The organism is Photobacterium ganghwense (assembly GCF_017329545.1).
In the GTDB taxonomy this organism is placed as follows: Bacteria; Pseudomonadota; Gammaproteobacteria; order Enterobacterales; family Vibrionaceae; genus Photobacterium; species Photobacterium ganghwense.
Genome location: NZ_CP071325.1, coordinates 3,281,514 through 3,306,624 on the forward strand (window position 1 = coordinate 3,281,514; position 25,111 = coordinate 3,306,624).

Here is a 25,111-nt window from a genome sequence, read left to right on the forward strand (position 1 = left end):
AAAGATAAATGGATATTCGTAAAATCAAAAAACTGATTGAGCTAGTTGAAGAGTCTGGTATTGCTGAGCTGGAAATCTCTGAAGGTGAAGAATCCGTACGCATCAGCCGTGCGACTGCTGCTGCCCCTGCGCCTACTCACGTTTACGCAGCTGCACCAATGGGCGCGCCTATTGCCGCTCCAGCACCAGTTGCAGCACCGGCTCCTGCCGCTGAGCCGCACGTAACGACCACTCCGTCGACGCCAGCTGGCCATCAGGTTCTGTCACCAATGGTAGGTACGTTCTACCGTGCGCCAAGCCCAGACGCGAAAGCTTTTGTGGAAATTGGTCAGTCTGTAAACGTGGGCGATACCCTGTGCATCGTTGAAGCGATGAAGATGATGAACCAAATCGAATCAGACAAAGCCGGTACGGTTGTAGCTATTCTGGCTGAAGACGGTGACGCCGTTGAGTTTGACCAGCCTCTCGTTATCATCGAGTAACCGGGGCGCGATATGTTAGATAAAATTGTTATCGCCAACCGTGGCGAAATTGCCCTTCGCATCCTGCGAGCCTGCAAGGAGCTGGGCATCAAAACTGTGGCGGTTCACTCCACCGCAGACCGCGATCTGAAACACGTACTGCTGGCAGACGAGTCAGTGTGTATTGGTCCGGCACAAAGCACCGAAAGCTACCTGAATATTCCTCGCATCATCAGTGCTGCGGAAATTACCGGGGCGGTTGCGATTCACCCGGGCTACGGCTTCCTGTCTGAAAATGCTGACTTTGCTGAGCAGGTCGAGCGTTCAGGCTTTATCTTTGTTGGCCCGAAAGCGGACACTATCCGCATGATGGGTGACAAAGTTTCCGCCATCAGCTCCATGAAGAAAGCCGGTGTACCTTGTGTACCGGGTTCTGACGGCCCGCTGGGTGACGACGAAGCCAAAAACCGTGCCTGTGCTAAGCGCATCGGCTACCCGGTGATCATCAAAGCCTCTGGTGGCGGCGGCGGCCGCGGTATGCGTGTTGTGCGTGCAGAATCGGATCTGGTAGAAGCAATTGCCATGACCCGCGCCGAAGCAAAAGCAGCCTTCAACAACGACATGGTTTACATGGAGAAATTCCTGGAAAACCCACGTCACATTGAAGTACAGGTGCTGGCTGACGGCCAGGGCGGCGCGATCCACCTGGGTGAGCGTGACTGTTCGATGCAGCGTCGTCACCAGAAAGTTGTGGAAGAAGCACCGGCACCGGGTATCACTGAAGAAATGCGTAAGTACATCGGTGAGCGTTGTACCCGTGCGTGTGTTGAAATCGGTTACCGCGGCGCAGGTACGTTCGAGTTCCTGTACGAAAACGGTGAGTTCTACTTCATTGAAATGAACACCCGTATTCAGGTTGAGCACCCAGTTACAGAAATGGTGACCGGCATTGACCTGATCAAAGAGCAGCTGCGTATTGCGGCAGGCCAGCCATTGTCTTTCACTCAGGATGACATCAAGCTGCGCGGCCACGCTATCGAGTGCCGTATTAACGCTGAAGACCCAGTTCGCTTCCTGCCGTCTCCGGGTAAAATCCAGCGTTTCCACTCACCGGGCGGCATGGGCGTTCGTTGGGAATCGCACATCTACACCGGCTACAGTGTTCCGCCTTACTACGATTCAATGATCGGTAAGCTGATCACTTACGGTGAGAACCGTGACGTGGCCATTGCCCGCATGAAAAATGCTCTGGGTGAGATGATCATCGACGGCATCAAAACCAACGTTCCGCTGCAACAAGACATTATGGCGGACGAAAACTTCCAGCACGGTGGCGCTAACATCCACTACCTGGAGAAGAAGCTGGGTCTTCAATAAACCCACTCTGAACGCTGACATTAAGGCTGCCTCTGGCAGCCTTTTTTCTTCGCACCGACCAGCCACAGCGGTGATGAAAACAGCAATCACCACGCGGCACTTGGCACGCCCCGCCAAGTTTTGCCACAATAGCCCCCTTTGTTTTTGTATGAAACGTGAGCAGACACGCTGTATCGCTGCCACTTACCGTCTGCTTATCAATGGATAATTAACGCCATGAAAACGCTCTCAGCGCGCTATCGCCAGGCCCACAAAGAAGCCAAATGGGCTCTCGGACTGGCACTGGCTTATTTCGTCTGGTGGTACTGCACCGCCTATGGTTTTGCCCCGGCCAGCACTGACACCACCATGCCGCCCCTTTACTGGGGCTTTCCTCTCTGGTTCCTGCTGGCCTGTATTATCGGCCCTGTGATTTTTACCCTGCTTTGTGCCCTCATGGTGAAATTCCTGTATCGGGACATGCCGCTCGACGCCGAACAGGAGACCCCGCATGAATAGCCAGCTGCTTATCCCTCTTGCTCTGTACCTTTTGGCTGTTTTTGCTCTGGCGCTTTATAGCCGCCGCCACCGCAGCAACGGTAAAGGCTTTCTCAACGAATACCTGGTCGGCAACCGTAGTATGGGCGGTTTTGTGCTGGCGATGACCCTGGCCGCGACCTATGCCAGCGCCAGCTCCTTTATCGGCGGCCCGGGCGCAGCCTACAAAATGGGCCTGGGCTGGGTACTGCTGGCGATGATCCAGCTGCCAGCCGCCTGGCTGACACTCGGGGTACTGGGCAAGAAGTTCGCGATTGAAGCGCGCCGCCACAATGCTCTGACCCTGAACGACATTCTTTATGCCCGTTATAAAAACCGCGGGGTCGTGATCCTTGCCTCCCTGGCGCTGCTGCTGGCCTTTTTCGGCACTATGGTGGTGCAGTTTGTCGGGGGAGCGCGCCTGCTGCAAACCGTCACCGGCCTGTCTTACCAGCACGGACTAATGCTGTTTGCCGTCACCGTCGGCCTGTATACCACCATTGGCGGCTTTCGCGCCGTGGTCATGACTGACACCGTGCAGGGCATCATGATGATCATCGGTACCATTGCCCTGCTGGCCGGTATCGTCCACGCCGGTGGCAGCATCGGCGAGATGATGGGCGAACTGCACCGCATCGACCCGGCGCTGGTCACGCCGTACGGCCCTGATCATTTCCTCAGCCAGCCGTTTATGCTCAGCTTCTGGGTACTGGTCTGTTTCGGGGTGATTGGCCTGCCGCACGCCGCAGTACGCTGCATGTCGTATAAGTCCAGCGCATCGCTGCACAGCGGCATGGTGATCAGCACCATCATGGTGGCCTTCCTGATGCTGGGGATGCACCTGGCCGGCGCGCTGGGACGCGCTATCGTCCCGGATATTGCCAGCCCGGATCAGATCATGCCGACCCTGATGATGACGGTACTGCCGCCAGTGGTGGCCGGGGTCTTCCTTGCCGGGCCGATGGCCGCCATTATGTCGACCATCGACTCCCAGTTGATTCAGGCGTCAGCCACCCTGCTCAAAGATCTGTACCTCAATTACATCAACCCCAAAGCCGCAGAAGGACCGGAAGCCGAACGCCGCCTACCGAAGCTGTCACTGTGGGTAACGGGGATCTTTTCCGCACTGGTGTTTGTCGCGGCGACCAATCCGCCGGACATGATCATCTGGCTTAACCTGCTGGCCTTTGGCGGCATGCAGGCCGTGTTCCTGTGGCCGCTGGTGCTGGGCCTGTACTGGAAGCGCGCGTCAGCCACCGGCGCCTTCGCCTCGATGAGCAGCGGCCTGGTGTGCTACATCGCCCTGTCAGTGATCAAGCCGGATCTGGGCGGGATCCACATCATCGTGCCGACCCTGGCGCTGAGCCTTGTCGCTTTCGTGATCGGCAGCCTGACCCGCCCGGTACCGGTTCAGGTACCGCAGCAGGTCTGACCCGCCAACCATTCCCTCTCTCAGATAGCACCTTCGGGTGCTATCTTTCTATCAACGGCCTGCCCCGGCCGTCGGGCGAGTCACTGCATGTACCTACTGCCTAAAATTCATGCTAGACTCCGCATCCTTGAACCGTAGCTAATGAAAAGCGAATTAACCATGCCTTGGATTCAAATCAAACTGAACGCGACGGCAGACAATGCTGAAGCCATCGGCGACATGCTGATGGAAGAGACCGGTGCGGTCTCTGTCACTTTCCTGGACGCTCAGGACACGCCGGTTTTCGAACCGCTGCCGGGAGAAACCCGCCTGTGGGGTGATACTGACGTTGTTGGCCTGTACGATGCCGAAACGGACATGAACTTCGTCCTGGAGATGCTGAAGAACAGCCCGCTGATCGCCGACGACTTTGCCTACAAAGTTGAGCAGCTGGAAGACAAGGACTGGGAACGTGAGTGGATGGAGAACTTCCACCCAATGCGTTTTGGCCGCCGCCTGTGGATTTGTCCAAGCTGGCGCGAAGCCCCTGAGCCGGATGCCGTAAACGTCATGCTGGATCCGGGTCTGGCGTTCGGGACCGGGACCCACCCAACCACGTCACTGTGTCTGGAATGGCTTGACGGTCAGGACCTGGCCGGTAAAACCGTGATCGATTTCGGTTGTGGCTCCGGCATTCTGGCCATCGCTGCGCTGAAACTGGGCGCGGAGAAAGTCATCGGTATCGATATCGACCCACAGGCGATCCTGGCGTCGCGTGACAACGCAGAGCGCAACGGCGTAGCTGACAAATTGGAACTGTTCCTGCCGCAGGATCAGCCGGAAGGTCTGACGGCTGACGTCGTGGTTGCCAACATTCTGGCTGGCCCACTGCGTGAACTGTCACCGGTCATTAAGAGCCTGGTGAAAGACAACGGCCTGCTGGCAATCTCCGGTGTGCTGGAAACTCAGGCGGAAGACGTTGCCAGTTTCTACAGCGATGAGATTCGTCTGGATCCGATTGCTGCCCGAGAAGAATGGTGCCGTATCGCAGGCCAGAAAGCCTGATCGCGCCCAACCGCTGCTCTGGTTATAAAACGGTCAATTGATTGAAAAGCAAACGGTTTTGTAATTCAAAAACTAAATGCTCAATTATTGGCCTTTTCAGACAGCGAAAAAATGCGTAAAATGCGCGCCCTTACTGGCAGTGTCGGGAACAGACGTTTGAAGATCGGTCCTTATCAACTTAAAAACCAATTGATAGTAGCCCCAATGGCAGGCGTCACCGATCGTCCGTTCCGTGAACTGTGTCTGCGCTACGGCGCTGGCATGGCCGTCAGTGAAATGATGTCATCCAATCCTGACCTGTGGAAAACCGCCAAGTCTCAGAACCGTATGGTGCATGAAGGCGAATCGGGAATCCGCTCGGTACAGATCGCAGGCTCCGACCCTCAGCTGATGGCTGAAGCGGCACAGTTCAGTGTCGAAAACGGTGCCCAGATCATCGACATTAACATGGGTTGTCCGGCCAAGAAGGTGAACAAGCGCCTGGCAGGTTCAGCCCTGCTGCAGTACCCGACGCTGATCGAAGAGATTCTTCGCAGCGTGGTGGATGCAGTGGATGTCCCGGTGACACTGAAGACCCGTACCGGATGGGATTTGGATAACCGCAACTGTATCGACATTGCCAAACTCGCCGAGCAATGCGGCATTCAGGCGCTGGCCCTGCACGGCCGCACCAAAGCCTGTATGTACAAAGGCGAAGCAGAATACGATTACATCAAGGCAGTGAAAAAAGCGATTTCGATTCCGGTGATTGCGAACGGTGATATCGATTCACCGGAAAAGGCACGCTTTGTACTGGATTACACCGGTGCCGATGCTTTGATGATTGGTCGCCCGGCGCAGGGCCGACCATGGATTTTCCGTGAAATCCATCATTATTTAACAACTGGCGAACACTTGTCGGCTCCATCTATGGATGAAGTCAGCGAGATTATGTTGGGTCATGTCCAGGAGCTACACCGTTTCTACGGCGAATACCTGGGTTTGCGTATCGCGCGCAAGCATGTGTCTTGGTACCTGAAAGAGCATGCCCCAGCTGGTGATTTCCGCCAGACCTTCAACGCAATCGAGAATGCTGAACAGCAGATCGATGCGCTGCAAGGCTACTTCGAAAACGTTGCATAAATACGAGAAGAGCTTACAGAATATGTTCGAACAAAATCTGACTTCCGAAGCACTAACAGTTACTACTGTAACTTCACAGGACCAAATCACACAGAAGCCACTTCGTGACTCTGTCAAAGCGTCACTGAAAAACTACCTGGCTCAACTAAACGGTCAGGAAGTCGATGATCTGTACGAGCTAGTGCTTGCTGAAGTTGAGCAGCCACTGCTGGACACTATCATGCAGTACACCCGTGGTAACCAGACTCGTGCAGCAACAATGATGGGTATCAACCGCGGTACACTTCGTAAGAAGCTGAAGAAATACGGCATGAACTAATTCCGCTGGAATTAGCCCACGTATTTTCAGGCCTACATCTCAGATGTAGGCCTTTTTGTTTCTTAGGGGTACTGACCGTTAGAGGTAGTCACACAGATAAGCTGTTTCTTTCTCGACTTTAACATGGAAAGAGGCATCGCCCGGGACTTCGAAATCATCACCGGGATAGTAAGTTTCCCAGTCAATATGACCCGGCAACTTAACGGTCATGGCCCCTTTGACCACCGTCATGCGCTCCGGCGCCGCGGTCGCAAACGTATATTCACCCGGCAACATCACACCAACACTGGCACGCTCACCGCCGCTTTCAAACCCGATAGACTTTACCTGGCCTTCAAAATATTCATTCACGTTCAACATGATATTCCTTATCTTTAACTCCTGATGTCCTTCGAAGCTAACACAGTTCAGTCCATTCCCCCAACAAAATTTCCTTCTGCCTGAGGGCAAATATTCTGCTCCTCAAATGTGCCTGGCATCAGAGGAGTCCCGCTGCGCTATATCAGCCATTTCCCTGTTCGTCAGCGGCCAGCGCCTCGAGGATGGAGCAGTGGCTGGCATCATCATCCACGTGGCCACAACAGGCATCGTTAATTTTCTTCAAAGCCGTGCGTATCCGGCGCAGTTCCGCCATTTTCTTGTCCACCTCATCCAGCTTGGCCTGAGTAATGGCCTTAACCTCCGCGCAGCTGTGCTGGCAGGCTTCCAACCGGATATCCAACAGCTCCCGGATCTCGTCCAGGCTTAACCCAATCGCCTTGGCGCGCAAAATAAACCGGATGCGGGACAGGTCATCCTCGCTATACAGCCGGTAGCCTTTCTCGCTGCGTCCGGATGGCACCAGCAGGCCGTTCTTCTCATAAAATCGCAATGTGTCACTGCTGACCGCACAACGCTTTGCCAGCTGACCAATCAAATACATAAAACCCGATTCCCTGTATCTCGCCCGAAAACGAAAAAGCAAACGTTTGCGCAGCGGTGGAATTCATGTAGAATATGCCGCGTTTACCGCTTGAATCTGTTGTTCGGGCATACCCCGCTCTCCCGATTCTAGCCGAGGGTATTTACCAAAAGCCAGCCGCAACCGCCCGATGGCTTTTGGCAAATATTCCCCGTGTATGCAAAAGAGATGGTCGCAATGGAAAACGCACGTCCTATTCGCCGCGCGCTGATTAGCGTATCTGATAAAACTGGTATTGTTGAATTCGCTCAGGCGCTTGCCGAGCGTGGCGTCGACATTCTGTCCACCGGTGGTACTGCCCGCCTGCTGGCTGAACAAGGTATCAAGGTAACTGAAGTGTCGGATCATACCGGCTTCCCGGAAATGATGGACGGCCGAGTGAAAACCCTGCATCCAAAGATTCACGGTGGTGTGCTGGGACGTCGCGGCACGGATGATGCCATCATGGCCGAGCATGACATTGCCCCGATTGATATGGTCGTGGTAAACCTGTACCCGTTTGCCGCCACCGTGGCCAAGCCGGACTGTACCCTGGAAGACGCCGTGGAAAACATCGATATCGGCGGCCCGACCATGGTGCGCTCCGCAGCGAAAAACCACCAAGACGTCACCATCATCGTTAATGCCCACGACTATGACCGCGTCCTCACTGAAATGGCAGCCAACCATGGCTCGCTGACTCACGCGACCCGCTTTGACCTGGCGATTGCAGCCTTTGAGCACACTGCCGCTTATGACGGCATGATTGCCAACTACTTCGGTACCATGGTGCCTTCTTACGGCGACCCAACTCTTTCTCAAGAAGGAGATGCGGAGTCAAAATTCCCGCGTACCTTCAACCAGCAGTTCGAGAAGAAGCAGGACATGCGCTACGGTGAAAACAGCCATCAGGCGGCTGCATTCTATGTCGAGAAGCATCCGGAAGAAGCGTCAGTCGCCACTGCCCACCAGATTCAGGGTAAAGCGCTGTCTTACAACAATATCGCAGATACTGATGCCGCCCTGGAATGCGTGAAAGAATTCGACCAGCCGGCCTGTGTGATCGTCAAGCACGCGAACCCATGCGGCGTGGCTCTGGGCGACGATATTCTGGAAGCGTACAACCGCGCGTACCAGACTGACCCGACTTCCGCCTTTGGTGGCATTATCGCCTTCAACCGCGAGCTGGATGCCGCCACGGCCCAGGCCATCATCGACCGCCAGTTTGTGGAAGTGATCATTGCCCCTCGCGTCTCCGCACAAGCTGCACAAGTGGTTGCCGCCAAACAGAACGTTCGCCTGCTGGAATGCGGCGAGTGGTCTGGCAAAACCACCGGCTATGACGTGAAGCGTGTTAACGGTGGCTTGCTGGTACAGGACCGTGATCAGGGTATGGTCGGCCTGGACGACCTGAAAGTAGTGTCCCAGCGCCAGCCTAGCGACGAAGAGTTACGTGATGCCCTGTTCTGCTGGAAAGTAGCTAAATACGTGAAATCCAACGCCATTGTCTACGCCAAAGGCAACATGACAATCGGTGTCGGTGCCGGCCAGATGAGCCGCGTTTACTCCGCGAAAATTGCCGGCATCAAAGCCGCAGATGAAAATCTGGAAGTTGCGGGCAGCGTAATGGCCTCCGATGCCTTCTTCCCGTTCCGCGACGGTATCGACGCGGCGGCGGAAGCCGGTATCACCTGCGTGATTCAGCCAGGCGGTTCAATGCGTGATGAAGAAGTAATTGCCGCAGCCGACGAACATGGCATGGCGATGGTATTCACTGGCATGCGCCACTTCCGTCACTAAGCACCTGAATTCACACCCAGGCCCGATTGCCGCGGCCTGGGTGTTATTCGTTTAATTTTGTACATCAAGCGTATCGTCCCTGGTGTACCTCCATCAGCAAGCGAATTGAGCCAGACCAGGATTGCAATAACCAGGAAAAACGCGGAGTTTACGCTAGTAAATAAGCATTTTTGACGCCGTTATTGTGATTCTGGCGACGCGATAAAGAGCGACAGGAGAAAGAGTTACATGAAAGTTCTGATCATTGGTAATGGTGGCCGCGAACACGCACTGGGCTGGAAAGCCGCACAAAACCCCGCGGTGGAAACCGTGTTTGTTGCACCGGGCAACGCAGGGACAGCGCTAGAGCCTAAACTACAAAATGTAGCGATTGGCGTTGAAGATATCGCTGGCCTGGTCAATTTTGCCCGCGAAAACGACGTGGCGCTGACCATTGTCGGTCCGGAAGCCCCGTTGGTTATTGGTGTGGTAGATGCCTTCCGTGAAGCTGGCCTGCCAATCTTTGGGCCTACGCAGGCCGCAGCCCAGCTGGAGGGTTCAAAAGCCTTCACCAAGGATTTCCTTGCCCGCCACCAGATCCCAACGGCGGAATACCAGAACTTTACGGAGATTGAGCCGGCACTGGCCTACCTGCGTGAAAAAGGCGCGCCTATCGTGGTGAAAGCGGACGGTCTGGCGGCCGGTAAAGGCGTTATCGTGGCGATGACGCTGGAAGAAGCAGAAGAGGCAGTACGTGACATGCTGGCCGGTAATGCTTTCGGCGAAGCCGGTCACCGAGTGGTCATTGAAGAATTTCTGGATGGCGAGGAAGCCAGCTTCATCGTGATGGTTGACGGTAAGAACGTACTGCCGATGGCTACCAGCCAGGATCATAAACGTGTCGGCAATGGCGATACTGGCCCGAACACCGGCGGCATGGGCGCTTACTCTCCGGCACCGGTAGTGACCGCAGCGATCCACCAGCGCGTGATGGATGAAGTGATCTACCCGACCGTACGCGGTATGGCCGCGGAAGGAGCCCCATATACCGGCTTCCTGTACGCAGGCCTGATGATCATGGCCGACGGCACGCCGAAAGTCATTGAATACAACTGCCGCTTCGGCGATCCGGAAACCCAGCCAATCATGCTGCGCATGCAGTCCGATTTGGTGGAACTGTGCCAGGCAGCGATTGACGGCAAGCTGGATACGGCGGAATCCCGTTGGGATCCACGCGCCTCTGTCGGTATCGTGCTGGCAGCCGGTGGCTACCCGGCAGACTACAACAAAGGCGACATCATCAGCGGTCTGCCGCAGCAGGATGTTGAGGGCGAGAAAGTCTTCCAGGCCGGTACAACAGAGAAAGACGGCCATGTGGTAACCAATGGCGGCCGTGTGTTGTGTGCAACCGCCATGGGCACGACAGTGTCTGACGCTCAGCAGCGTGCCTACCAACTGGCAAAACAAATCAGCTGGAATGGCATGTTCTTCCGTGATGACATTGGCTACCGGGCAATTGCCCGTGAGCAGGAAGCCTGATCAAACAGGTACCAGAGCCCCGTCCGCGGCTGGCCTCTGTGCTCAAACCATAAAAAAACGCGCCCTTGGGCGCGTTTTTTAATTGAAAGCAGTAAAATGCCACACATCCCCAGTGAACAGTTCCGGGCTTAGTTACCCAGCAAATTCGGGGCAGTCAGGCACGGCTGAGCGGTTTGCGTCAGCAGCAATAACCCGTTCGCGGTCAGAGCATCACGCCGCACCTGGCCGGTTACCAGCATAAACCCCTGCATTTGTGCTGCCAGCAACTGATGCTGCTGGAAATCTGCAAGCGCTGGTGTGAAATTAACCGCTAACAGGCGATCATCACCACAGCGATGAAACTGGCCGTGGCGCCAGGTACCCTGCACCAGCGAGACATCGGCCTTACGCTGCTGCTTTACCACGTCGATGCCCCGCTCGGCATCACGTACCAGCTGGCTCAGTTGCTCTGAAGACAGTGGGATCAGCTCACCACCCAACGTATAACGCTGGAACACCGCGTTGCCTTCAGTATCGTAGCGGACATGCAGACTAAACGGCTCAAGCTGCTGTCCGTCCAACTGCTCACCGATACGCTTGATTTCACGTAGCTTTCCCTCACGCCAACGATAATCCGACTGGTAATGACCGTCATCACCCAGCTGAACCTGCTCCGCCAGTTTGACCGGCCGGTTCTGTTGCGAGGTGTACCAGTACAATGTCGTGGTGTCGCCCAGCGTCTGACCACCAGTGTGGGTCAGGACAGGCGTAATGGAGTTTTCCGGAACTAAGGGGGTGGAGGCGCAGCCCGCGAGGAGCGAAATGAGAAGAAAAAGAGAATAGCGCTTCATGGAAAAACTCCGCCAGATAGAATATCTGGCGGAGTATAGATTATTTCACTGCGTCTTTCAGTGCTTTACCAGCTACAAATGCTGGAACGTTTGCTGCAGCAATTTGAATTTCCTGGCCAGTTTGAGGGTTACGACCAGTACGTGCAGCACGGTGATTTACTTTGAAAGTACCAAAGCCGATTAGTTGAACCTGATCACCTTCCTTCAGCGCGTCAGTAATACCGTCCAGAGTCGACTCTAGAGCAATTTTAGCTTGGGCTTTAGAAAGATCTGCTTTTTCAGCGATCAGGTCAATCAGTTGGGTCTTGTTCATTAGGTTTCCCTTCTAAGGTTTTTTCTTAAGACGCATCAACTCTAATTCAAAAGAAGCCTGTGTGGCAAAGGTTTGTCGGCTATCATGTGCTTAGGTGCGGGCTCTTTAACCATAAACTGAGCGCAAGTTCACAAAATGCCTTCTCAGCGTGCTTGGAAATAGTTGTATTTATTCGCCTCAGCACCGATTAATATAGGCATTCACGTTATTTAGCTAATAAGGTAAGCATGATTCTCCTTACGATTTACGTCGCAATTGCGATTGGTGTTTCGTTTATCTGCTCAGTACTGGAAGCCGTGTTACTGAGTATTTCGCCGAGTTATATTGGCACTCTGCGCCAGCAAGAACATCCCGCCGCTCCTCGCCTGGCGGCTTTGAAAGAAAATATCGACCGACCGCTGGCCTCTATTCTAACGTTAAACACCATTGCTCACACCATTGGTGCTGCTACTGCCGGTGCCCAGGCCGCCGTCGTGTTTGGCAGCCAGTGGCTGGGCGTATTCTCCGGCGTACTGACTATCGGGATCCTGCTGTTCTCGGAAATCATTCCAAAAACCATCGGTGCCACCTACTGGCGTCAGCTGGCACCGGCCAGTGCGTCGATTCTGCGCTGGATGGTATGGGCACTGACGCCGTTTGTCTGGGTGTCCGAGCAAATTACCCGTCGCCTGTCCCGCGGTCACGAAGCACCGAAACTGCGCGATGAGCTGTCTGCCATGGCCATGCTGGCCAAAGAGTCCGGCGAGCTGGAAGAGGGCGAGTCTAAAATTATGACCAACCTGCTCCAGTTCCGGGATGTCAGCGTCACCAAAATAATGACGCCGCGTCCGGTACTGTTCCGGGTCGATGCCGAACAGCCGATCAATGAGTTTCTGTCCCAGCATAAAGACAGCCCGTTCTCACGCCCGCTGGTTTACAGCGAGCAGAGCGATAACATTCTGGGCTTTGTCCACCGCCTGGAGCTGTTTGCCGAAAGCCAGGCCGGTCGTGGCCAAAATGAACTGGGCACCCTGATGCGTCCGATTCCGGTCATCATGAATACTGCCAGCGTGCCAAAAGCGTTTGAGCAACTGATGAAAGAACGCTCGCAGCTGGTGCTGGTCGTGGATGAATACGGCACGGTACAGGGACTGGTCACAATGGAAGACATTTTCGAGCATCTGGTCGGCGAAGAGATTGTGGATGAAGCCGACAAAAACACCGACATGCAGCAACTGGCCTACCAGCGCTGGGAAAAATGGAAGAAACTGCACGGCGTCATTGAGAGCAAAGATGACGAGTAGGTAAAACAACAAACCACAGATACAAATAACGAAAGGGGCCTGATGGCCCTTTTCTGTTATTTGTATCTGTGGTTATTGGTAAATTATCAGTATCGTGGCGCGCTTAGGCTAGCCTTAGCGCTCCGCCACCGCGTCCGACACGCGCTGCCCGCTCAACAACCCCAGCAACCCGCTGACTGCCAGCACAGCGACAGTCGGAACAATCCAGCCGGCATAATAGCCGTACAGCGGCAACTCACGGCTCAACACTGCATCCATGGCTTCCGGCATGCTGCCCAGAATGTGCAGCGCATCCATACCTCCGAACACCAGTGCAGTGGCCACCGTGGCCAGTACCCCTGATGTCGCCAGGACTCGGCGCAACGGCGCGATCATCAGCAAAGCAATCGCCACCGGATGCAACGCGACCACCGCCGGCAAAGTAATCGCCAGCAATTGATCCAACCCAATGTTGGCCACCAGAGCCGCCACCAGCATTGTGACCCACACACTGCCACGGTAAGACACCTTATGGAACGTCCGGCTGTAAAACTCACTGCCGGCCGTCGTCACGCCGATCGCCGTAGTCAGGCAGGCCAGCACCATCACCACACCAAGCAACATCGTGCCGAATACACCAAAATGGTGAGTGGTGAAAGCCGTCAGGATCTCACCGCCGTTGGTGAACTCCTTGCTGAAACTGACGCTGGTTGCCCCAATATAAGCCAGCGACACATAAACCAGTGCCATCGCGCTCGCATACATCACCGCCGCCATCAGGGTGTACTTGGCCGTCGCTTTCGGGCAGCTGACCCCCATGCTTTGAATCGCACGGAAAATAACCCAGCCAAAGCCAATCGAGCCCAGCGCATCCATCGTCATGTAGCCCTGGGTGATACCTTCCGCAAACGCCCCACTGACGTAAGGACCGGTCGCTTCACCCATTGCGCCAGCCGGGAACCACCACGCCACAACGGCCATCACAACAAGAATGGACAGCAACGCCGGGGTTAACCACTTACCCAGTGTATCCACCAGCTTGCCGGGATACAGGGAAAACAACACGGTCGCGAGGCAGAACAAGATCGAAAACGGTATCAGGGCTGCGTCACCCACAAACGGTGCAAAGCTGAACTGGTAAGCGACGGTAATCGCGCGGGGGATCACAAACGCCGGGCCAATCACAATGAAGACCATGATCCAGAAGCTGGTTGCCAGCGGACGCGGTAATACCGCGGTCAAGTTATCCGAACCCTGTACCTGAGCCACCATAATCAGTGCCAGCGCTGGCAGCCCGACCCCGCTCAGCAGGAAGCCTGACATACCTTCAAACAGGTGCTCACCCGCCTGGTAACCCAGAAACGGAGGGAAAATCAGATTACCTGCGCCCAGATACATGGCAAAGGTCATAAAGCCTAACGCGGCGATGTTACGTACACTTAACATAGTCTTCCTCTGTATGGCCAGACCGGAAGCTACTAGGGAGAGAACATGAGATAGATAGGGAGTGACTCTGCCAGCAACTTCTCGGCTGACAGAAAAATGGTACGGCCTGTCAGCCCCGAATAAGTTTCAGAGAGAGCAGGAGGAGCAGGTTAGCGGCCACAGCGCGCTGGCTGCGGTGCAACGAACAAGTTGTATGGGTGACAACAGACATGCTCAATCCTGGCTGACAGTAAAAGAATAGGAAGGTTATCTTCCCGGTGCTTTCCTGTTATAAACGCCTGAACGGGCGCATGGCAAGACGTCGAATAAAATAAGTTGATTGAGTTACTACGCAATCAATGAAAAGAATAATTGACCAGTTTCAAAGCAGAAAAGCAACATTATCAACTTAACAATGTAGCAACATGATAACGACTGGCTCAACCGGTATAAACCCACAGCCTGTTATCGCCGTAAAAAATGGCCATAAAAAAGAGCCCTGGGGCTCTTTTTCTGAGACTGTCGCCGCTTATAAGGCAATGCCGATATTACTGACCGGATCTTCACGCAGCTCTTTACGCAGCCCTTTGATCAGCTCAATGTCACGACCTTCCGCCTCTTTCAGCGCCCGGAAAATCGCCCACTGCATATCCCACTCAGCACAAACCGCTTCATTTTGCTTTTGGTTGTCATCCGTGATCGCTTCACCCAATTGTGCTTCTTCCAGGTTCGCCACGGTTTCCACGGACAAGCCGCTGATTTTCAGCACATGCTCCAACATCAGATCACGATCCAACAAGCAATGCAGCAGATCCGCCAGCGCTGCGCAGGCATCAATCGCCGGGTTGACGGCATACAGATCATAATCATCAGCATTAGGGACCAGCTCTTCCAGTTTTTCCAGCTGGCGCTCAAAATTAATCTTGGCGTTCTTCACCGTCAGCGATTCCCAGATACTGTCCAGGATCAGGTGGTATTTCTGACCGTCCTCAAAATCGGTTTCGGCACAGAAAAAAGCATAATTCGGATACATGCGTTCACACAGCGACACCATAAAGGTAATGTGCTGCCAAGGTTCGAGTTTTTCTAAGCGAAGCTGAATTGGATTCTTAAGCATGGAATAATCTGCGGTAGTGATTTGCACCGGATCTTACTTGTATCCCCCTACCACTGCAATACAAGGACGCGGGATCACCACGATGAAAAAGGAATAGTATGAATAAGCTGATGATCATCTCCCGCCAGCAGGCCACTTATACCGCGCTGCTGGCACAACAGGGATTGCCGGATTTGACCCTGACCGACGATCCCGCCGAGGCTAATGTGATCCTGGCCGATCCCCCGCTGATTGCCCATACACTGGAGCGCTTTTCAGCTCTGGCATGGTTGCAGTCGACCTTTGCCGGCATTGATGCTCTGATCCAACCGGATAAACGCCAGGACTACCAGCTCACCAATATCCGCGGCTGCTTCGGCCAACTCATCACCGAATATGTTCTGGGGTATAGTGCCAGCCATTACCGGCATTTCAGCCAGTATCAGCGCCAGCAGGCCGATGCGCAATGGCAGCCTCATTCTTACCGTGGTCTGGCCGGGCGTGTCATGGTCATTCTCGGCACCGGCAGTATCGGACAGCACCTGGCACACGCCGCCACGGCGCTGGGTCTAAGGGCAATCGGTGTCAATCGATCCGGCACCGCCCCGTCAGAATCACCGGATGCGTTTGAGACGATCTATCCGATATCGCGGCTTGCCGATGCCCTGCCACAGGCAGATATCGTGGTTTCTACCCTGCCCGCAACAACGGCGACGAATGATCTGCTGAATCGGGACAGCCTGCAGCATTGTCGCGAGGCGCTGCTATTCAACGTAGGCCGTGGTAATGCGGTGTGTGAAGAGAGTCTGTTATGGGCGCTCACCCACAACCATCTGGCGCATGCGGTACTGGACGTCTTCAAGCAAGAACCCCTGCCAGCGGCGCATCCGTTCTGGCACCACCCGCAGATTACGGTGACTCCGCACATTGCGGCAGAGAGCTTTCCCGATCAGGTCATGGCTATCTTTGCCGACAATTACCGCCGTTGGCACACCGGTTCCCCCCTGTGTTACCAGATTGATTTTCAGCGCGGTTACTGAAACGCGCTCATGCTGTTACCGTGCTGACTGACAGCAAGGTTTATGTTCGCGACGGAGGCTTTATGCCCAAGGCACCACACCAGACACAACAACTTGATAACCTACTGGATCAAATCCGTCATTGCGAGATCTGCAAGGATCATCTCCCTCTGGGACCCCGGCCGGTTATTCAGGCCGCGGCCAGCGCGAAGTTAATGATTATCGGTCAGGCGCCCGGTACCCGGGTGCATGAGACCGGCATCCCCTGGAATGATCCCAGTGGCGACCGACTGCGTCAGTGGCTGGAACTGGACAGAGCGACGTTTTACGACCCGGCGCAAATCGCCATTATGCCGATGGGCCTCTGCTACCCCGGCAAAGGCAAATCCGGTGACCTGCCACCCCGCCCGGAATGTGCCCCGCAGTGGCATCCTCAGGTCTGGCCGTTGCTGCCGGAAGTGGGGATGACGCTGCTGGTTGGCCAGTATGCCCAGCAGCGCTATCTGAGCGATAAACCCAAAACCCTGACCGAGACGGTAAAAGCATGGCAGCAGTGGGCACCGCGCTACATTCCCATGCCCCACCCTTCTCCGCGCAATACCTTGTGGCTGAAAAAGAACCCGTGGTTTGAAGCTGAGGTCGTGCCGTATATCCGGGACTATGTCCACCAGCATTTGGGGTTAGTCAAAGGATAGATTCCAGCAAACAAAAAGCCCATGCAGTCACCTGCATGGGCTTTCCATTCATGTAACACTCAATCTGTCGACGCCAGGCCGCTCAGCACTGAGCGACAGCGCTTGGTACGCTTCCGGATTCCTCGGTCGCGAAACACTACCGATTACTTGTGGTACGGCTTAGACAGCTCGTGTACCGCATCAACAAACACACCAGCATTTTCCGGCGGCACATCCAGGTGGATACCGTGGCCCAGATTGAACACATGGCCGGTACCGCCGTGACCGAAACCTTCCAGAATCGTGGCCACTTCCTGACGAATGCGTTCAGGTTGCGCATACAGCATAGACGGGTCCATGTTGCCCTGCAGCGCCACTTTGTCACCAACACGGCGCTTGGCATCCGCGATATCAATGGTCCAGTCCAAACCTACCGCATCACAGCCAGTGGCCGCAATTTGCTCCAGCCACATACCGCCATTTTTGGTAAACAGGGTGACGGGTACACGACGGCCTTCATTTTCACGGATCAGGCCATCCACGATTTTGTGCATATAGCGCAGTGAAAACTCGTTGTAATCACGCGGCGTCAGCACACCACCCCAAGTATCAAACACCATCACCGACTGTGCGCCAGCCTTGATTTGCGCATTCAGGTATTCGGTCACGCTATCTGCCAGCTTATCCAGCAGCGCGTGCAGGGTCGCCGGATCGGCATACATCATCTTTTTGATTTTGGTGAACGCTTTTGAGCTGCCGCCTTCCACCATGTAGGTCGCCAGCGTCCATGGGCTGCCGGAAAAACCGATCAGCGGCACTTCACCTTGCAGGTCTTTACGGATCTGACGAACAGCATTCATCACATACTGCAGCTCGCCTTCCGGATCCGGCAGGCCGATTTTATCGACATCAGCCTTACAGGTAATCGGCCGCTCAAATTTCGGGCCTTCGCCAGCTTCGAAGTACAGCCCCAGTCCCATCGCATCCGGAATCGTCAGAATGTCAGAGAACAGGATAGCGGCATCCAACGGGAAACGACGCAGTGGCTGCAGAGTAACCTCACTGGCCAGCTCCGCATTTTTGCACAGTGACATGAAGTCGCCGGCTACGCTACGCGTGGCACGGTACTCAGGTAGATAACGGCCAGCTTGGCGCATCATCCATACCGGGGTACAGTCGACCGGTTGTTTCAACAAAGCACGTAGATAGCGGTCATTCTTTAATTCGCTCATTAGGGACTCCATGATGAAATTCTGCGGCGTATTGTAACATTACAGGCAGGCAACTAAAGGGGCCAATTGTTAACCGGATCAAGTTTATAACAACAATCCAGTCAACATAATTGCGGCTGGATTCTGACTCGTGGTACAAATTCTGCGCGCTAGCAATAATAACAATGATTTTGCTTGTAGAAGGCAAAATAACTGCACCTTATCCCTCCGGACGGAGGGTTTTTTTATTTTTCCGGCACAACCCCGATACCTCTGCTGCCATCATCATATCCACCAGCATTATTCACACTCATTCCCCCACGCATTTATCGCCCCAAAATCGGCATGCCATAACACCCGATTCCCCACATCAGCCTGAACGGGAATGCCAATACGTATCACTTTTCTGCAAAACTAATGTTTCAGATTTGCCACACAAATACTGCTAATGTTAATTCCATCAGCACAAACTGTTACAGCAAAGCGAAGAGGTATTTATGAATCTGAAAGTTGTGGTTGAGTTTCTGGAAACCGGTACTTACAAAGACGGCCTGTGGTCCACCTCGTTCAAAGCAACTAAAGGACAGCTTCACGCCCTTTCTCCGGACTATGCCGCCCATTTGATTAGCACCACCAAGGCCACATTCCATAACGTCATCGAGGCAAAACCAACATTTTTCTGAACTCATCGTGGCCATTGGAAGGCCCCGAACACCCAAGACGGTGCCGGAAACGCCCTGTTATCTCCCCTGACGAATCTCCTCGCAGGTGCGCTGAATAAGGTGGTAGGCAATGGTACCGGGTGGAGCCAGCTCAGGCAGGTTATCCAACCCGGCCCAGATTGCATCACTCAGTTCCGTGTAATCCGGCTTGAGATCCCCGCTCTGGTAATCAGCCAGAAACCCCATCATCAGATTGGACGGAAACGCCCACGGCTGACTGCCGACATAGCGGATGTTGGTTACCTCAATCCCAGTTTCTTCTTTCACTTCCCGGGCCACGCACTGCTCCAGAGTTTCTCCGGCTTCCACAAACCCGGCGATCACGGTATACATTCCGGTTTTGTGTCGCGGATGCTGCGCCAGCAAGATTTTCTCTTCCTTCCTGACCGCTACGATCACACAGGGTGAAACACGCGGGTAATGCTGGGTCTGACACTGCTGACACTGCATCGCCAGTTCCCCTTCACTGAGCCGGCACTCACCGCCGCAGTGGCTACAAAACTTCTGGGTATGCAGCATATGTGACAGCTGGGTTGCCCGTCCGGCCAGGTTGAACAAAGCGCCATCGACATGCAGCAGTGCACGCAGGCTGTCAAAGCTGTCATCCGGCATACCGGCAGGCGCTTCCAGCCAGTACACAGCTTTACCCTGGTAGCGGCCAATCTCTTGCGCGGCTTGAGTATCGAGTGCCAATGCTTCCCGAGACATCTGGGGAAGAGCCTGATCTGTAAGGAATAACTTACGATCTTTAATAATGCACCAATAGGCTATTTCTTTTTGATTTAACATTAACGTTACATCCATCCTTGCAGGGTATCGCTTTTACTGGCAATCTAAACTTAATACGGACATGAATCCGTAATACAAGGTTCTCTTTTCAAAGAGATTAACAGGAATTGTTTCCAGTACCCCTGTCCCGGTACTGTAGATCATGAGGGCATGGTCATGTTAAGTAAGTTCGAGCAAGTACAAAAACAATGGGGTGGCACCAGCGACGTGATTGACCACTGGCTGATGTCGAGGCAACAACTGCTCATCGATTACTGTAAACTGGCGGGACTGCCGCCGTTCGAGAAAAATAACCGACAGCTCCCTACCTTATCGCAACTTCAACTCTTCAGCCAGGAACTGGTCGATTACATCTCCGAAGGCCACTTCAAAATCTATGACATGGTCATGGCGCGCTGGAATGCGATCGGTTACTCACCAACAGAAGATATTTCTACCCTGTACCACCGCATTACGCAAACCACCGATCCGCTGCTGAACTTCACCGAAAAATACGATGAGTTTGATGAAGCCGACGAAATGCCGGACTTTGATCAAGATCTATCAGAGGTCGGGGAATTGATGGAGCTGCGCTTTGCACTGGAAGACAGTCTGATTGAACTGATCAGCGAGAGTCTGGCCTGCCCACCGGGCGCCTAACGACATACCGCTCGCTTTGTCCTCATGCCACCAGCCTTGTCGTTGAGGCTGGTAATCCTGCTTACGCGCTGTAATTTCCTGCCGTTGTTTGCTGTTATCTATTCTCCAACACTCACCCACCTCTCTTGTGCATCCCCGTGACGCTTCCCGCCGGTTGATAACCTCCGTTTCTTGTCTTATCAGCTATGCGCGCATTGCTGCCCGAACAAATTCAATCTGCAGATCGCTTTTATCGTCGATAACCTCGAACGCCACCCGTCACACAGAAGCCTCCTGACACTGATGTCCTGAAAACCGGCAATAAAAAAGGGGCACCCAATGGGTGCCCCTTTTCGCATTCGCTATCGCGATTAGTTTTCGTCGCTCAGACCAGCATTCAGCAATGCCGCCAGGTCTTGAGAGGCTTGTTCAGCATCTACCTGAGGTGCTACTGGCTCCAGCTCAGAATCACGCTGACGCTGGCGCTGCTGATGGTACGCGAAACCGGTACCAGCAGGGATCAGACGACCAACGATTACGTTCTCTTTCAGACCACGTAGCTCATCACGCTTACCAGAAACCGCAGCTTCTGTCAGAACGCGGGTTGTTTCCTGGAACGACGCCGCAGAGATGAACGACTCGGTTGCCAGAGACGCTTTCGTGATACCCAGCAGGTCACGTTCGAACGTTGCAGGTACTTTACCTTCCGCAATCAGCTTACGGTTTGCAATGTTCACGCGAGAGTACTCAACCTGTTCACCAGGTAGGAACTCAGACTCACCTGCAGTCAGGATCGTTACCTTACGCAGCATCTGACGAATGATAGTCTCGATGTGCTTATCGTTAATCTTAACGCCCTGTAGTCGGTAAACTTCCTGAACCTCGTTCACGATGTATTCTGCTACCGCGTAAACACCACGCAGACGCAGGATATCGTGTGGAGACTCTGGACCATCGGCGATTACGTCACCTTTCTCGACCTTCTCACCTTCGAACACGTTCAGCTGACGCCACTTAGGCACCATCTCTTCGTACGCATTACCTTCCGCAGGTGTGATGATCAGACGACGCTTACCTTTCGTCTCTTTACCGAACGATACGGTACCTGTGATTTCAGCCAGGATTGCTGGTTCTTTTGGCTTACGCGCTTCGAACAGGTCAGCAACTCGTGGCAGACCACCGGTGATATCTTTCGTACCGCCAGATGCCTGAGGAATACGTGCCAGCGTATCACCGATACCTACCATCGCACCGTCTTCCAGCTGGATAATCGCTTTACCAGGCAGGAAGTATTGTGCAGGCATTTCAGTACCCGCGATCATCACGTGATCACCGTTTTCGTCAACCAGTTTAATGGTCGGACGCATGTCTTTACCAGCACCAGTACGCTCAGCAGCGTCCAGGATAGTGATCATAGACAAACCTGTCAGATCATCAGTCTGACGAGAAACTGTAACACCATCGATCAGGTCAACGAACTGAACACGACCCGCCACTTCAGTGATGATTGGCATGGTGTGTGGGTCCCAGTTGGCAACCACTTCACCCGCCGCCACTTCAGCGCCGTCACCTTTAGTCAGGTGAGAACCGTATGGCAGTTTGTAGTTCTCTTTCGTACGGCCGAACTCATCGATTACGGTCAGTTCAGATGCACGAGAAGTAATAACCAGCTTGCCATCGTTGTTCGTTACGAACTTCGCGTTTTGCAGCTTCAAAGAACCGCTGTTCTTAACCTGAATGCTGTTTTCCGCTGCTGCTGCCGATGCCGCACCACCGATGTGGAACGTACGCATTGTCAGCTGTGTACCTGGTTCACCGATAGACTGTGCTGCCACAACACCAACCGCTTCACCCTGGTTAACCAGGTGACCACGAGCCAGGTCACGACCGTAACAGTTACGACAACAACCGAAGTCGTTCTCACAAGTTACTACAGAACGTACTTTTACCTGGTCAACAGAGTTGGCTTCCAGGATGTCACACCATTTTTCATCAAGCAGTGTGTTACGCGGTGCCAGTACTTCTTCAGTACCCGGCTTCAGCACGTCTTCTGCAACAACACGACCCAGTACGCGATCGCGCAGTGGTTCTTTAACATCACCACCTTCGATCAGAGGCATCATAGTAATGCCGCCGTGTGTACCACAGTCGTCAGATGTGATTACCACATCCTGCGCTACGTCTACCAGACGACGAGTCAGGTAACCGGAGTTCGCTGTCTTCAGTGCCGTATCCGCCAGACCCTTACGAGCACCGTGCGTTGAGATAAAGTACTGAAGTACGTTCAGACCTTCACGGAAGTTCGCCGTGATTGGGGTTTCGATGATCGAGCCATCCGGCTTCGCCATCAGACCACGCATACCAGCCAGCTGACGGATCTGAGCGGCAGAACCACGCGCACCCGAGTCGGCCATCATGTATACGCTGTTGAACGATTTCTGCAGTTCTTCTTCGCCGTCACGGTTGATAACTGTGTCGAAAGACAGGTTATCCATCATCGCCTTAGCAACCTGCTCGTTGGCTGTTGCCCAGATATCGATAACTTTGTTGTAACGTTCGCCAGCTGTTACCAGACCAGACTGGAACTGTTCCTGAATTTCAGCAACTTCTGCTTCTGCTTCTGCGATCTTGGTGTATTTCGCTTCTGGTACAACCATGTCGTCGATACCAACAGACACACCAGACAGAGCAGCGTAAGCAAAACCTGTGTACATGATTTGGTCAGCAAAGATAACAGTCTCTTTCATGCCCAATTCACGGTAACAGGTGTTCAGCAGTTTAGAGATCTGCTTCTTACCCAGCGCTTCAGTATTCACCAGGCTGTATGGCAGACCTTTTGGTACGATCTTCCACAGCATCGCACGACCAACAGTCGTATCAACCAGCTGAGTATCTTCAGTCAGGTTGCCCTGCTCGTCTTTCAGGTACTGAGTAATACGTACTTTTACACGTGAGTGCAGTTCAGCATTGCCGGTACGGTAAGCTTTTTCAGCTTCAGCCGGACCAGACAGGTACATGCCTTCACCCTTCGCGTTGATCTTATCACGCGTCATGTAGTACAGACCCAGTACAACGTCCTGAGAAGGTACGATGATTGGATCACCAGACGCTGGCGACAGGATGTTGTTGGTAGACATCATCAGCGCACGAGCTTCAAGCTGTGCTTCCAGAGTCAGAGGTACGTGTACCGCCATCTGGTCACCATCGAAGTCGGCGTTATAGGCCGCACACACCAGTGGGTGCAGCTGGATCGCTTTACCTTCGATCAGTACTGGTTCAAATGCCTGAATACCCAGACGGTGCAGTGTTGGTGCACGGTTCAGCATAACTGGGTGTTCGCGAATCACTTCGTCCAGGATATCCCAAACAACCGCTTCTTCGCGCTCTACCATCTTCTTAGCAGCTTTGATTGTCGTCGCTAGGCCACGAGTTTCCAGCTTGCCGTAGATGAATGGCTTAAACAGCTCCAGTGCCATCTTCTTAGGAAGACCACACTGATGCAGACGCAGGTATGGACCTACGGTGATAACCGAACGGCCTGAGTAGTCTACACGTTTACCCAGCAGGTTCTGACGGAAACGACCCTGTTTACCTTTGATCATGTCTGCCAAAGATTTCAGAGGACGCTTGTTAGAACCGGTGATCGCACGACCACGACGACCGTTATCAAGCAGTGCATCAACAGACTCCTGAAGCATACGTTTTTCGTTACGTACGATGATATCAGGAGCAGCCAGATCCAACAGACGCTTCAGACGGTTGTTACGGTTGATAACACGACGGTACAGATCGTTCAGATCCGAGGTCGCGAAACGGCCACCGTCCAGCGGTACCAGCGGACGTAGATCCGGTGGCAGAACTGGCAGAACAGACAGGATCATCCACTCAGGGTTGTTGCCTGACTGCAGGAATGCTTCGACCAGCTTCACACGCTTGGTCAGTTTCTTACGCTTGGTTTCAGAGTTGGTTTCATCCAGCTCTTCACGCATCAGTTCGATTTCGGCATTCAGGTCCATGTTGCCCAGCAGTGCCTGAACCGCTTCTGCACCCATCTTCGCGTCGAACTCGTCGCCCCACTCTTCCAGCGCATCCAGGTACTGCTCTTCGCTCAGCAGCTGGCTACGCTCAAGGTTGGTCATGCCTGGTTCGATAACAACGTAAGATTCGAAGTAAAGTACACGTTCGATATCACGTAGCGGCATGTCCATAAGCAGACCGATACGGGATGGCAGTGACTTCAGGAACCAGATGTGGGCTACAGGGGAAGCCAGCTCAATGTGACCCATACGCTCACGGCGTACTTTGGTCTGAGTAACTTCTACACCACATTTTTCACAGATAACACCACGGTGCTTCAGGCGCTTGTATTTACCACAAAGACACTCGTAGTCTTTTACCGGGCCAAAGATACGTGCACAGAAAAGACCGTCACGCTCAGGCTTAAAGGTACGGTAGTTGATGGTTTCTGGTTTTTTCACTTCACCGAAAGACCATGAACGGATCATGTCTGGTGAAGCAAGACCGATTTTGATTGCATCAAATTCTTCGGTCTTGTGTTGTGCTTTCAGAAACTTAAGTAAGTCTTTCACATTCGGCTCCTGTGAGGAGTTGACCCATAAAGGT

At 53.8% G+C, this 25,111-nt stretch carries 23 protein-coding genes; 14 read left to right on the forward strand and 9 right to left on the reverse strand.

The window, feature by feature from the left end; genetic code table 11:
• Positions 1–8: 8 nt before the first annotated feature.
• The 7 genes from accB to fis all read left to right on the forward strand — a co-directional run bounded on the left by accB (position 9) and on the right by fis (position 6,271).
• Positions 9–482 carry an acetyl-CoA carboxylase biotin carboxyl carrier protein gene (gene accB, locus FH974_RS14840; protein WP_047885269.1) on the forward strand — a complete coding sequence of 158 codons (474 nt, stop codon included), beginning with the start codon at positions 9–11 and terminating at the stop codon, positions 480–482.
• Positions 483–494: 12 nt separating this feature from the next.
• On the forward strand, positions 495–1,838 hold the full coding sequence (accC, locus tag FH974_RS14845) for an acetyl-CoA carboxylase biotin carboxylase subunit (RefSeq protein WP_047885270.1): 1,344 nt from the start codon (positions 495–497) through the stop codon (positions 1,836–1,838).
• 216 nt (positions 1,839–2,054) lie between these two features.
• Positions 2,055–2,336: a YhdT family protein gene (locus FH974_RS14850; RefSeq protein WP_207103378.1), complete on the forward strand. Its 282-nt coding sequence runs from the start codon at positions 2,055–2,057 to the stop codon at positions 2,334–2,336.
• Positions 2,329–3,786, forward strand: a complete 1,458-nt coding sequence (gene panF / locus FH974_RS14855; RefSeq protein WP_047885272.1) for a sodium/pantothenate symporter — start codon at positions 2,329–2,331, stop codon at positions 3,784–3,786. Before FH974_RS14850 ends, panF begins: the two co-directional genes overlap by 8 nt.
• 159 nt (positions 3,787–3,945) lie before the next feature.
• Entirely contained in the window at positions 3,946–4,830 is an 885-nt protein-coding gene (gene prmA, locus FH974_RS14860) for a 50S ribosomal protein L11 methyltransferase (RefSeq protein WP_047885303.1), read from the forward strand.
• 156 nt (positions 4,831–4,986) lie between these two features.
• Positions 4,987–5,952 (forward strand): tRNA dihydrouridine synthase DusB, encoded by a 966-nt coding sequence (gene dusB / locus FH974_RS14865; RefSeq protein WP_047885304.1) that lies wholly within the window; start codon positions 4,987–4,989, stop codon positions 5,950–5,952.
• Between the two features lie 22 nt (positions 5,953–5,974).
• Positions 5,975–6,271 (forward strand): DNA-binding transcriptional regulator Fis, encoded by a 297-nt coding sequence (gene fis / locus FH974_RS14870; RefSeq protein WP_005372656.1) that lies wholly within the window; start codon positions 5,975–5,977, stop codon positions 6,269–6,271.
• 78 nt (positions 6,272–6,349) lie between these two features.
• Here fis and ppnP read toward each other — a convergent pair whose 3' ends face one another.
• Both ppnP and zntR read right to left on the reverse strand, forming a co-directional pair.
• Positions 6,350–6,631, reverse strand: coding sequence for a pyrimidine/purine nucleoside phosphorylase (ppnP, locus tag FH974_RS14875; protein WP_047885278.1), 282 nt, complete (start codon positions 6,629–6,631; stop codon positions 6,350–6,352).
• A gap of 142 nt (positions 6,632–6,773) precedes the next feature.
• A complete protein-coding gene (gene zntR, locus FH974_RS14880; protein WP_207103379.1) occupies positions 6,774–7,193 on the reverse strand; it encodes a Zn(2+)-responsive transcriptional regulator in 420 nt (139 codons plus the stop codon).
• A 216-nt stretch (positions 7,194–7,409) separates the two neighbouring features.
• Here zntR and purH point away from each other — a divergent pair, with 216 nt between their 5' ends.
• Both purH and purD read left to right on the forward strand, forming a co-directional pair.
• Positions 7,410–9,011 carry a bifunctional phosphoribosylaminoimidazolecarboxamide formyltransferase/IMP cyclohydrolase gene (gene purH / locus FH974_RS14885; protein WP_207103380.1) on the forward strand — a complete coding sequence of 534 codons (1,602 nt, stop codon included), beginning with the start codon at positions 7,410–7,412 and terminating at the stop codon, positions 9,009–9,011.
• Between the two features lie 228 nt (positions 9,012–9,239).
• Positions 9,240–10,529 carry a phosphoribosylamine--glycine ligase gene (gene purD / locus FH974_RS14890; protein ID WP_207103381.1) on the forward strand — a complete coding sequence of 430 codons (1,290 nt, stop codon included), beginning with the start codon at positions 9,240–9,242 and terminating at the stop codon, positions 10,527–10,529.
• Positions 10,530–10,657: 128 nt separating this feature from the next.
• Here purD and FH974_RS14895 read toward each other — a convergent pair whose 3' ends face one another.
• Both FH974_RS14895 and hupA read right to left on the reverse strand, forming a co-directional pair.
• Entirely contained in the window at positions 10,658–11,359 is a 702-nt protein-coding gene (locus FH974_RS14895; RefSeq protein WP_207103382.1) for a DUF1481 domain-containing protein, read from the reverse strand.
• Between the two features lie 40 nt (positions 11,360–11,399).
• Positions 11,400–11,672 carry a nucleoid-associated protein HU-alpha gene (gene hupA, locus FH974_RS14900; RefSeq protein ID WP_047885283.1) on the reverse strand — a complete coding sequence of 91 codons (273 nt, stop codon included), beginning with the start codon at positions 11,670–11,672 and terminating at the stop codon, positions 11,400–11,402.
• Positions 11,673–11,899: 227 nt separating this feature from the next.
• Between hupA and FH974_RS14905 the strand changes: the two genes are divergently transcribed.
• Positions 11,900–12,955, forward strand: a complete 1,056-nt coding sequence (locus FH974_RS14905) for a CNNM domain-containing protein (protein ID WP_047885284.1) — start codon at positions 11,900–11,902, stop codon at positions 12,953–12,955.
• A 114-nt stretch (positions 12,956–13,069) separates the two neighbouring features.
• Here the strand turns inward: FH974_RS14905 and brnQ are convergent, their stop codons facing one another.
• Together brnQ and FH974_RS14915 are read right to left on the reverse strand one after the other, a co-directional pair.
• Positions 13,070–14,380 carry a branched-chain amino acid transport system II carrier protein gene (brnQ, locus tag FH974_RS14910; protein WP_207103383.1) on the reverse strand — a complete coding sequence of 437 codons (1,311 nt, stop codon included), beginning with the start codon at positions 14,378–14,380 and terminating at the stop codon, positions 13,070–13,072.
• A 508-nt stretch (positions 14,381–14,888) separates the two neighbouring features.
• A complete protein-coding gene (locus FH974_RS14915) occupies positions 14,889–15,476 on the reverse strand; it encodes a YjaG family protein (RefSeq protein WP_047885286.1) in 588 nt (195 codons plus the stop codon).
• A 98-nt stretch (positions 15,477–15,574) separates the two neighbouring features.
• Between FH974_RS14915 and FH974_RS14920 the strand changes: the two genes are divergently transcribed.
• Together FH974_RS14920 and FH974_RS14925 are read left to right on the forward strand one after the other, a co-directional pair.
• Positions 15,575–16,495 (forward strand): D-2-hydroxyacid dehydrogenase, encoded by a 921-nt coding sequence (locus FH974_RS14920; RefSeq protein ID WP_207103384.1) that lies wholly within the window; start codon positions 15,575–15,577, stop codon positions 16,493–16,495.
• A gap of 62 nt (positions 16,496–16,557) precedes the next feature.
• Positions 16,558–17,169 carry a uracil-DNA glycosylase family protein gene (locus tag FH974_RS14925; protein WP_207103385.1) on the forward strand — a complete coding sequence of 204 codons (612 nt, stop codon included), beginning with the start codon at positions 16,558–16,560 and terminating at the stop codon, positions 17,167–17,169.
• A gap of 143 nt (positions 17,170–17,312) precedes the next feature.
• Here the strand turns inward: FH974_RS14925 and hemE are convergent, their stop codons facing one another.
• Positions 17,313–18,380: a uroporphyrinogen decarboxylase gene (gene hemE, locus FH974_RS14930; RefSeq protein WP_047885289.1), complete on the reverse strand. Its 1,068-nt coding sequence runs from the start codon at positions 18,378–18,380 to the stop codon at positions 17,313–17,315.
• Between the two features lie 476 nt (positions 18,381–18,856).
• On the opposite strand from hemE, the gene FH974_RS14935 reads away from it, so the two are divergent.
• Entirely contained in the window at positions 18,857–19,042 is a 186-nt protein-coding gene (locus tag FH974_RS14935) for a hypothetical protein (RefSeq protein ID WP_309225231.1), read from the forward strand.
• Between the two features lie 57 nt (positions 19,043–19,099).
• Here the strand turns inward: FH974_RS14935 and nudC are convergent, their stop codons facing one another.
• Positions 19,100–19,870, reverse strand: coding sequence for an NAD(+) diphosphatase (gene nudC, locus FH974_RS14940; RefSeq protein WP_047885290.1), 771 nt, complete (start codon positions 19,868–19,870; stop codon positions 19,100–19,102).
• A 156-nt stretch (positions 19,871–20,026) separates the two neighbouring features.
• Here nudC and FH974_RS14945 point away from each other — a divergent pair, with 156 nt between their 5' ends.
• Positions 20,027–20,509, forward strand: coding sequence for an Rsd/AlgQ family anti-sigma factor (locus FH974_RS14945; RefSeq protein WP_047885306.1), 483 nt, complete (start codon positions 20,027–20,029; stop codon positions 20,507–20,509).
• Positions 20,510–20,859: 350 nt separating this feature from the next.
• Here the strand turns inward: FH974_RS14945 and rpoC are convergent, their stop codons facing one another.
• Complete coding sequence (gene rpoC, locus FH974_RS14950) at positions 20,860–25,077, reverse strand: DNA-directed RNA polymerase subunit beta' (RefSeq protein WP_047885307.1); 4,218 nt, start codon at positions 25,075–25,077, stop codon at positions 20,860–20,862.
• Positions 25,078–25,111 lie beyond the last annotated feature (34 nt).

Coding starts and splice junctions, on each gene's coding strand:
- panF (WP_047885272.1), top strand. CDS start 2,329: ATGAATAGCCAGCTGCTTATCCCTCTTGCTCTGTACCTTTTGGCTGTT.
- accB (WP_047885269.1), top strand. CDS start 9: ATGGATATTCGTAAAATCAAAAAACTGATTGAGCTAGTTGAAGAGTCT.
- nudC (WP_047885290.1), bottom strand. CDS start 19,870: ATGTTAAATCAAAAAGAAATAGCCTATTGGTGCATTATTAAAGATCGT.
- purH (WP_207103380.1), top strand. CDS start 7,410: ATGGAAAACGCACGTCCTATTCGCCGCGCGCTGATTAGCGTATCTGAT.
- hemE (WP_047885289.1), bottom strand. CDS start 18,380: ATGAGCGAATTAAAGAATGACCGCTATCTACGTGCTTTGTTGAAACAA.
- hupA (WP_047885283.1), bottom strand. CDS start 11,672: ATGAACAAGACCCAACTGATTGACCTGATCGCTGAAAAAGCAGATCTT.
- FH974_RS14925 (WP_207103385.1), top strand. CDS start 16,558: ATGCCCAAGGCACCACACCAGACACAACAACTTGATAACCTACTGGAT.
- FH974_RS14945 (WP_047885306.1), top strand. CDS start 20,027: ATGTTAAGTAAGTTCGAGCAAGTACAAAAACAATGGGGTGGCACCAGC.
- FH974_RS14920 (WP_207103384.1), top strand. CDS start 15,575: ATGAATAAGCTGATGATCATCTCCCGCCAGCAGGCCACTTATACCGCG.
- FH974_RS14935 (WP_309225231.1), top strand. CDS start 18,857: ATGAATCTGAAAGTTGTGGTTGAGTTTCTGGAAACCGGTACTTACAAA.
- FH974_RS14850 (WP_207103378.1), top strand. CDS start 2,055: ATGAAAACGCTCTCAGCGCGCTATCGCCAGGCCCACAAAGAAGCCAAA.
- fis (WP_005372656.1), top strand. CDS start 5,975: ATGTTCGAACAAAATCTGACTTCCGAAGCACTAACAGTTACTACTGTA.
- FH974_RS14915 (WP_047885286.1), bottom strand. CDS start 15,476: ATGCTTAAGAATCCAATTCAGCTTCGCTTAGAAAAACTCGAACCTTGG.
- prmA (WP_047885303.1), top strand. CDS start 3,946: ATGCCTTGGATTCAAATCAAACTGAACGCGACGGCAGACAATGCTGAA.
- purD (WP_207103381.1), top strand. CDS start 9,240: ATGAAAGTTCTGATCATTGGTAATGGTGGCCGCGAACACGCACTGGGC.
- FH974_RS14905 (WP_047885284.1), top strand. CDS start 11,900: ATGATTCTCCTTACGATTTACGTCGCAATTGCGATTGGTGTTTCGTTT.
- FH974_RS14895 (WP_207103382.1), bottom strand. CDS start 11,359: ATGAAGCGCTATTCTCTTTTTCTTCTCATTTCGCTCCTCGCGGGCTGC.
- brnQ (WP_207103383.1), bottom strand. CDS start 14,380: ATGTTAAGTGTACGTAACATCGCCGCGTTAGGCTTTATGACCTTTGCC.
- zntR (WP_207103379.1), bottom strand. CDS start 7,193: ATGTATTTGATTGGTCAGCTGGCAAAGCGTTGTGCGGTCAGCAGTGAC.
- accC (WP_047885270.1), top strand. CDS start 495: ATGTTAGATAAAATTGTTATCGCCAACCGTGGCGAAATTGCCCTTCGC.
- ppnP (WP_047885278.1), bottom strand. CDS start 6,631: ATGTTGAACGTGAATGAATATTTTGAAGGCCAGGTAAAGTCTATCGGG.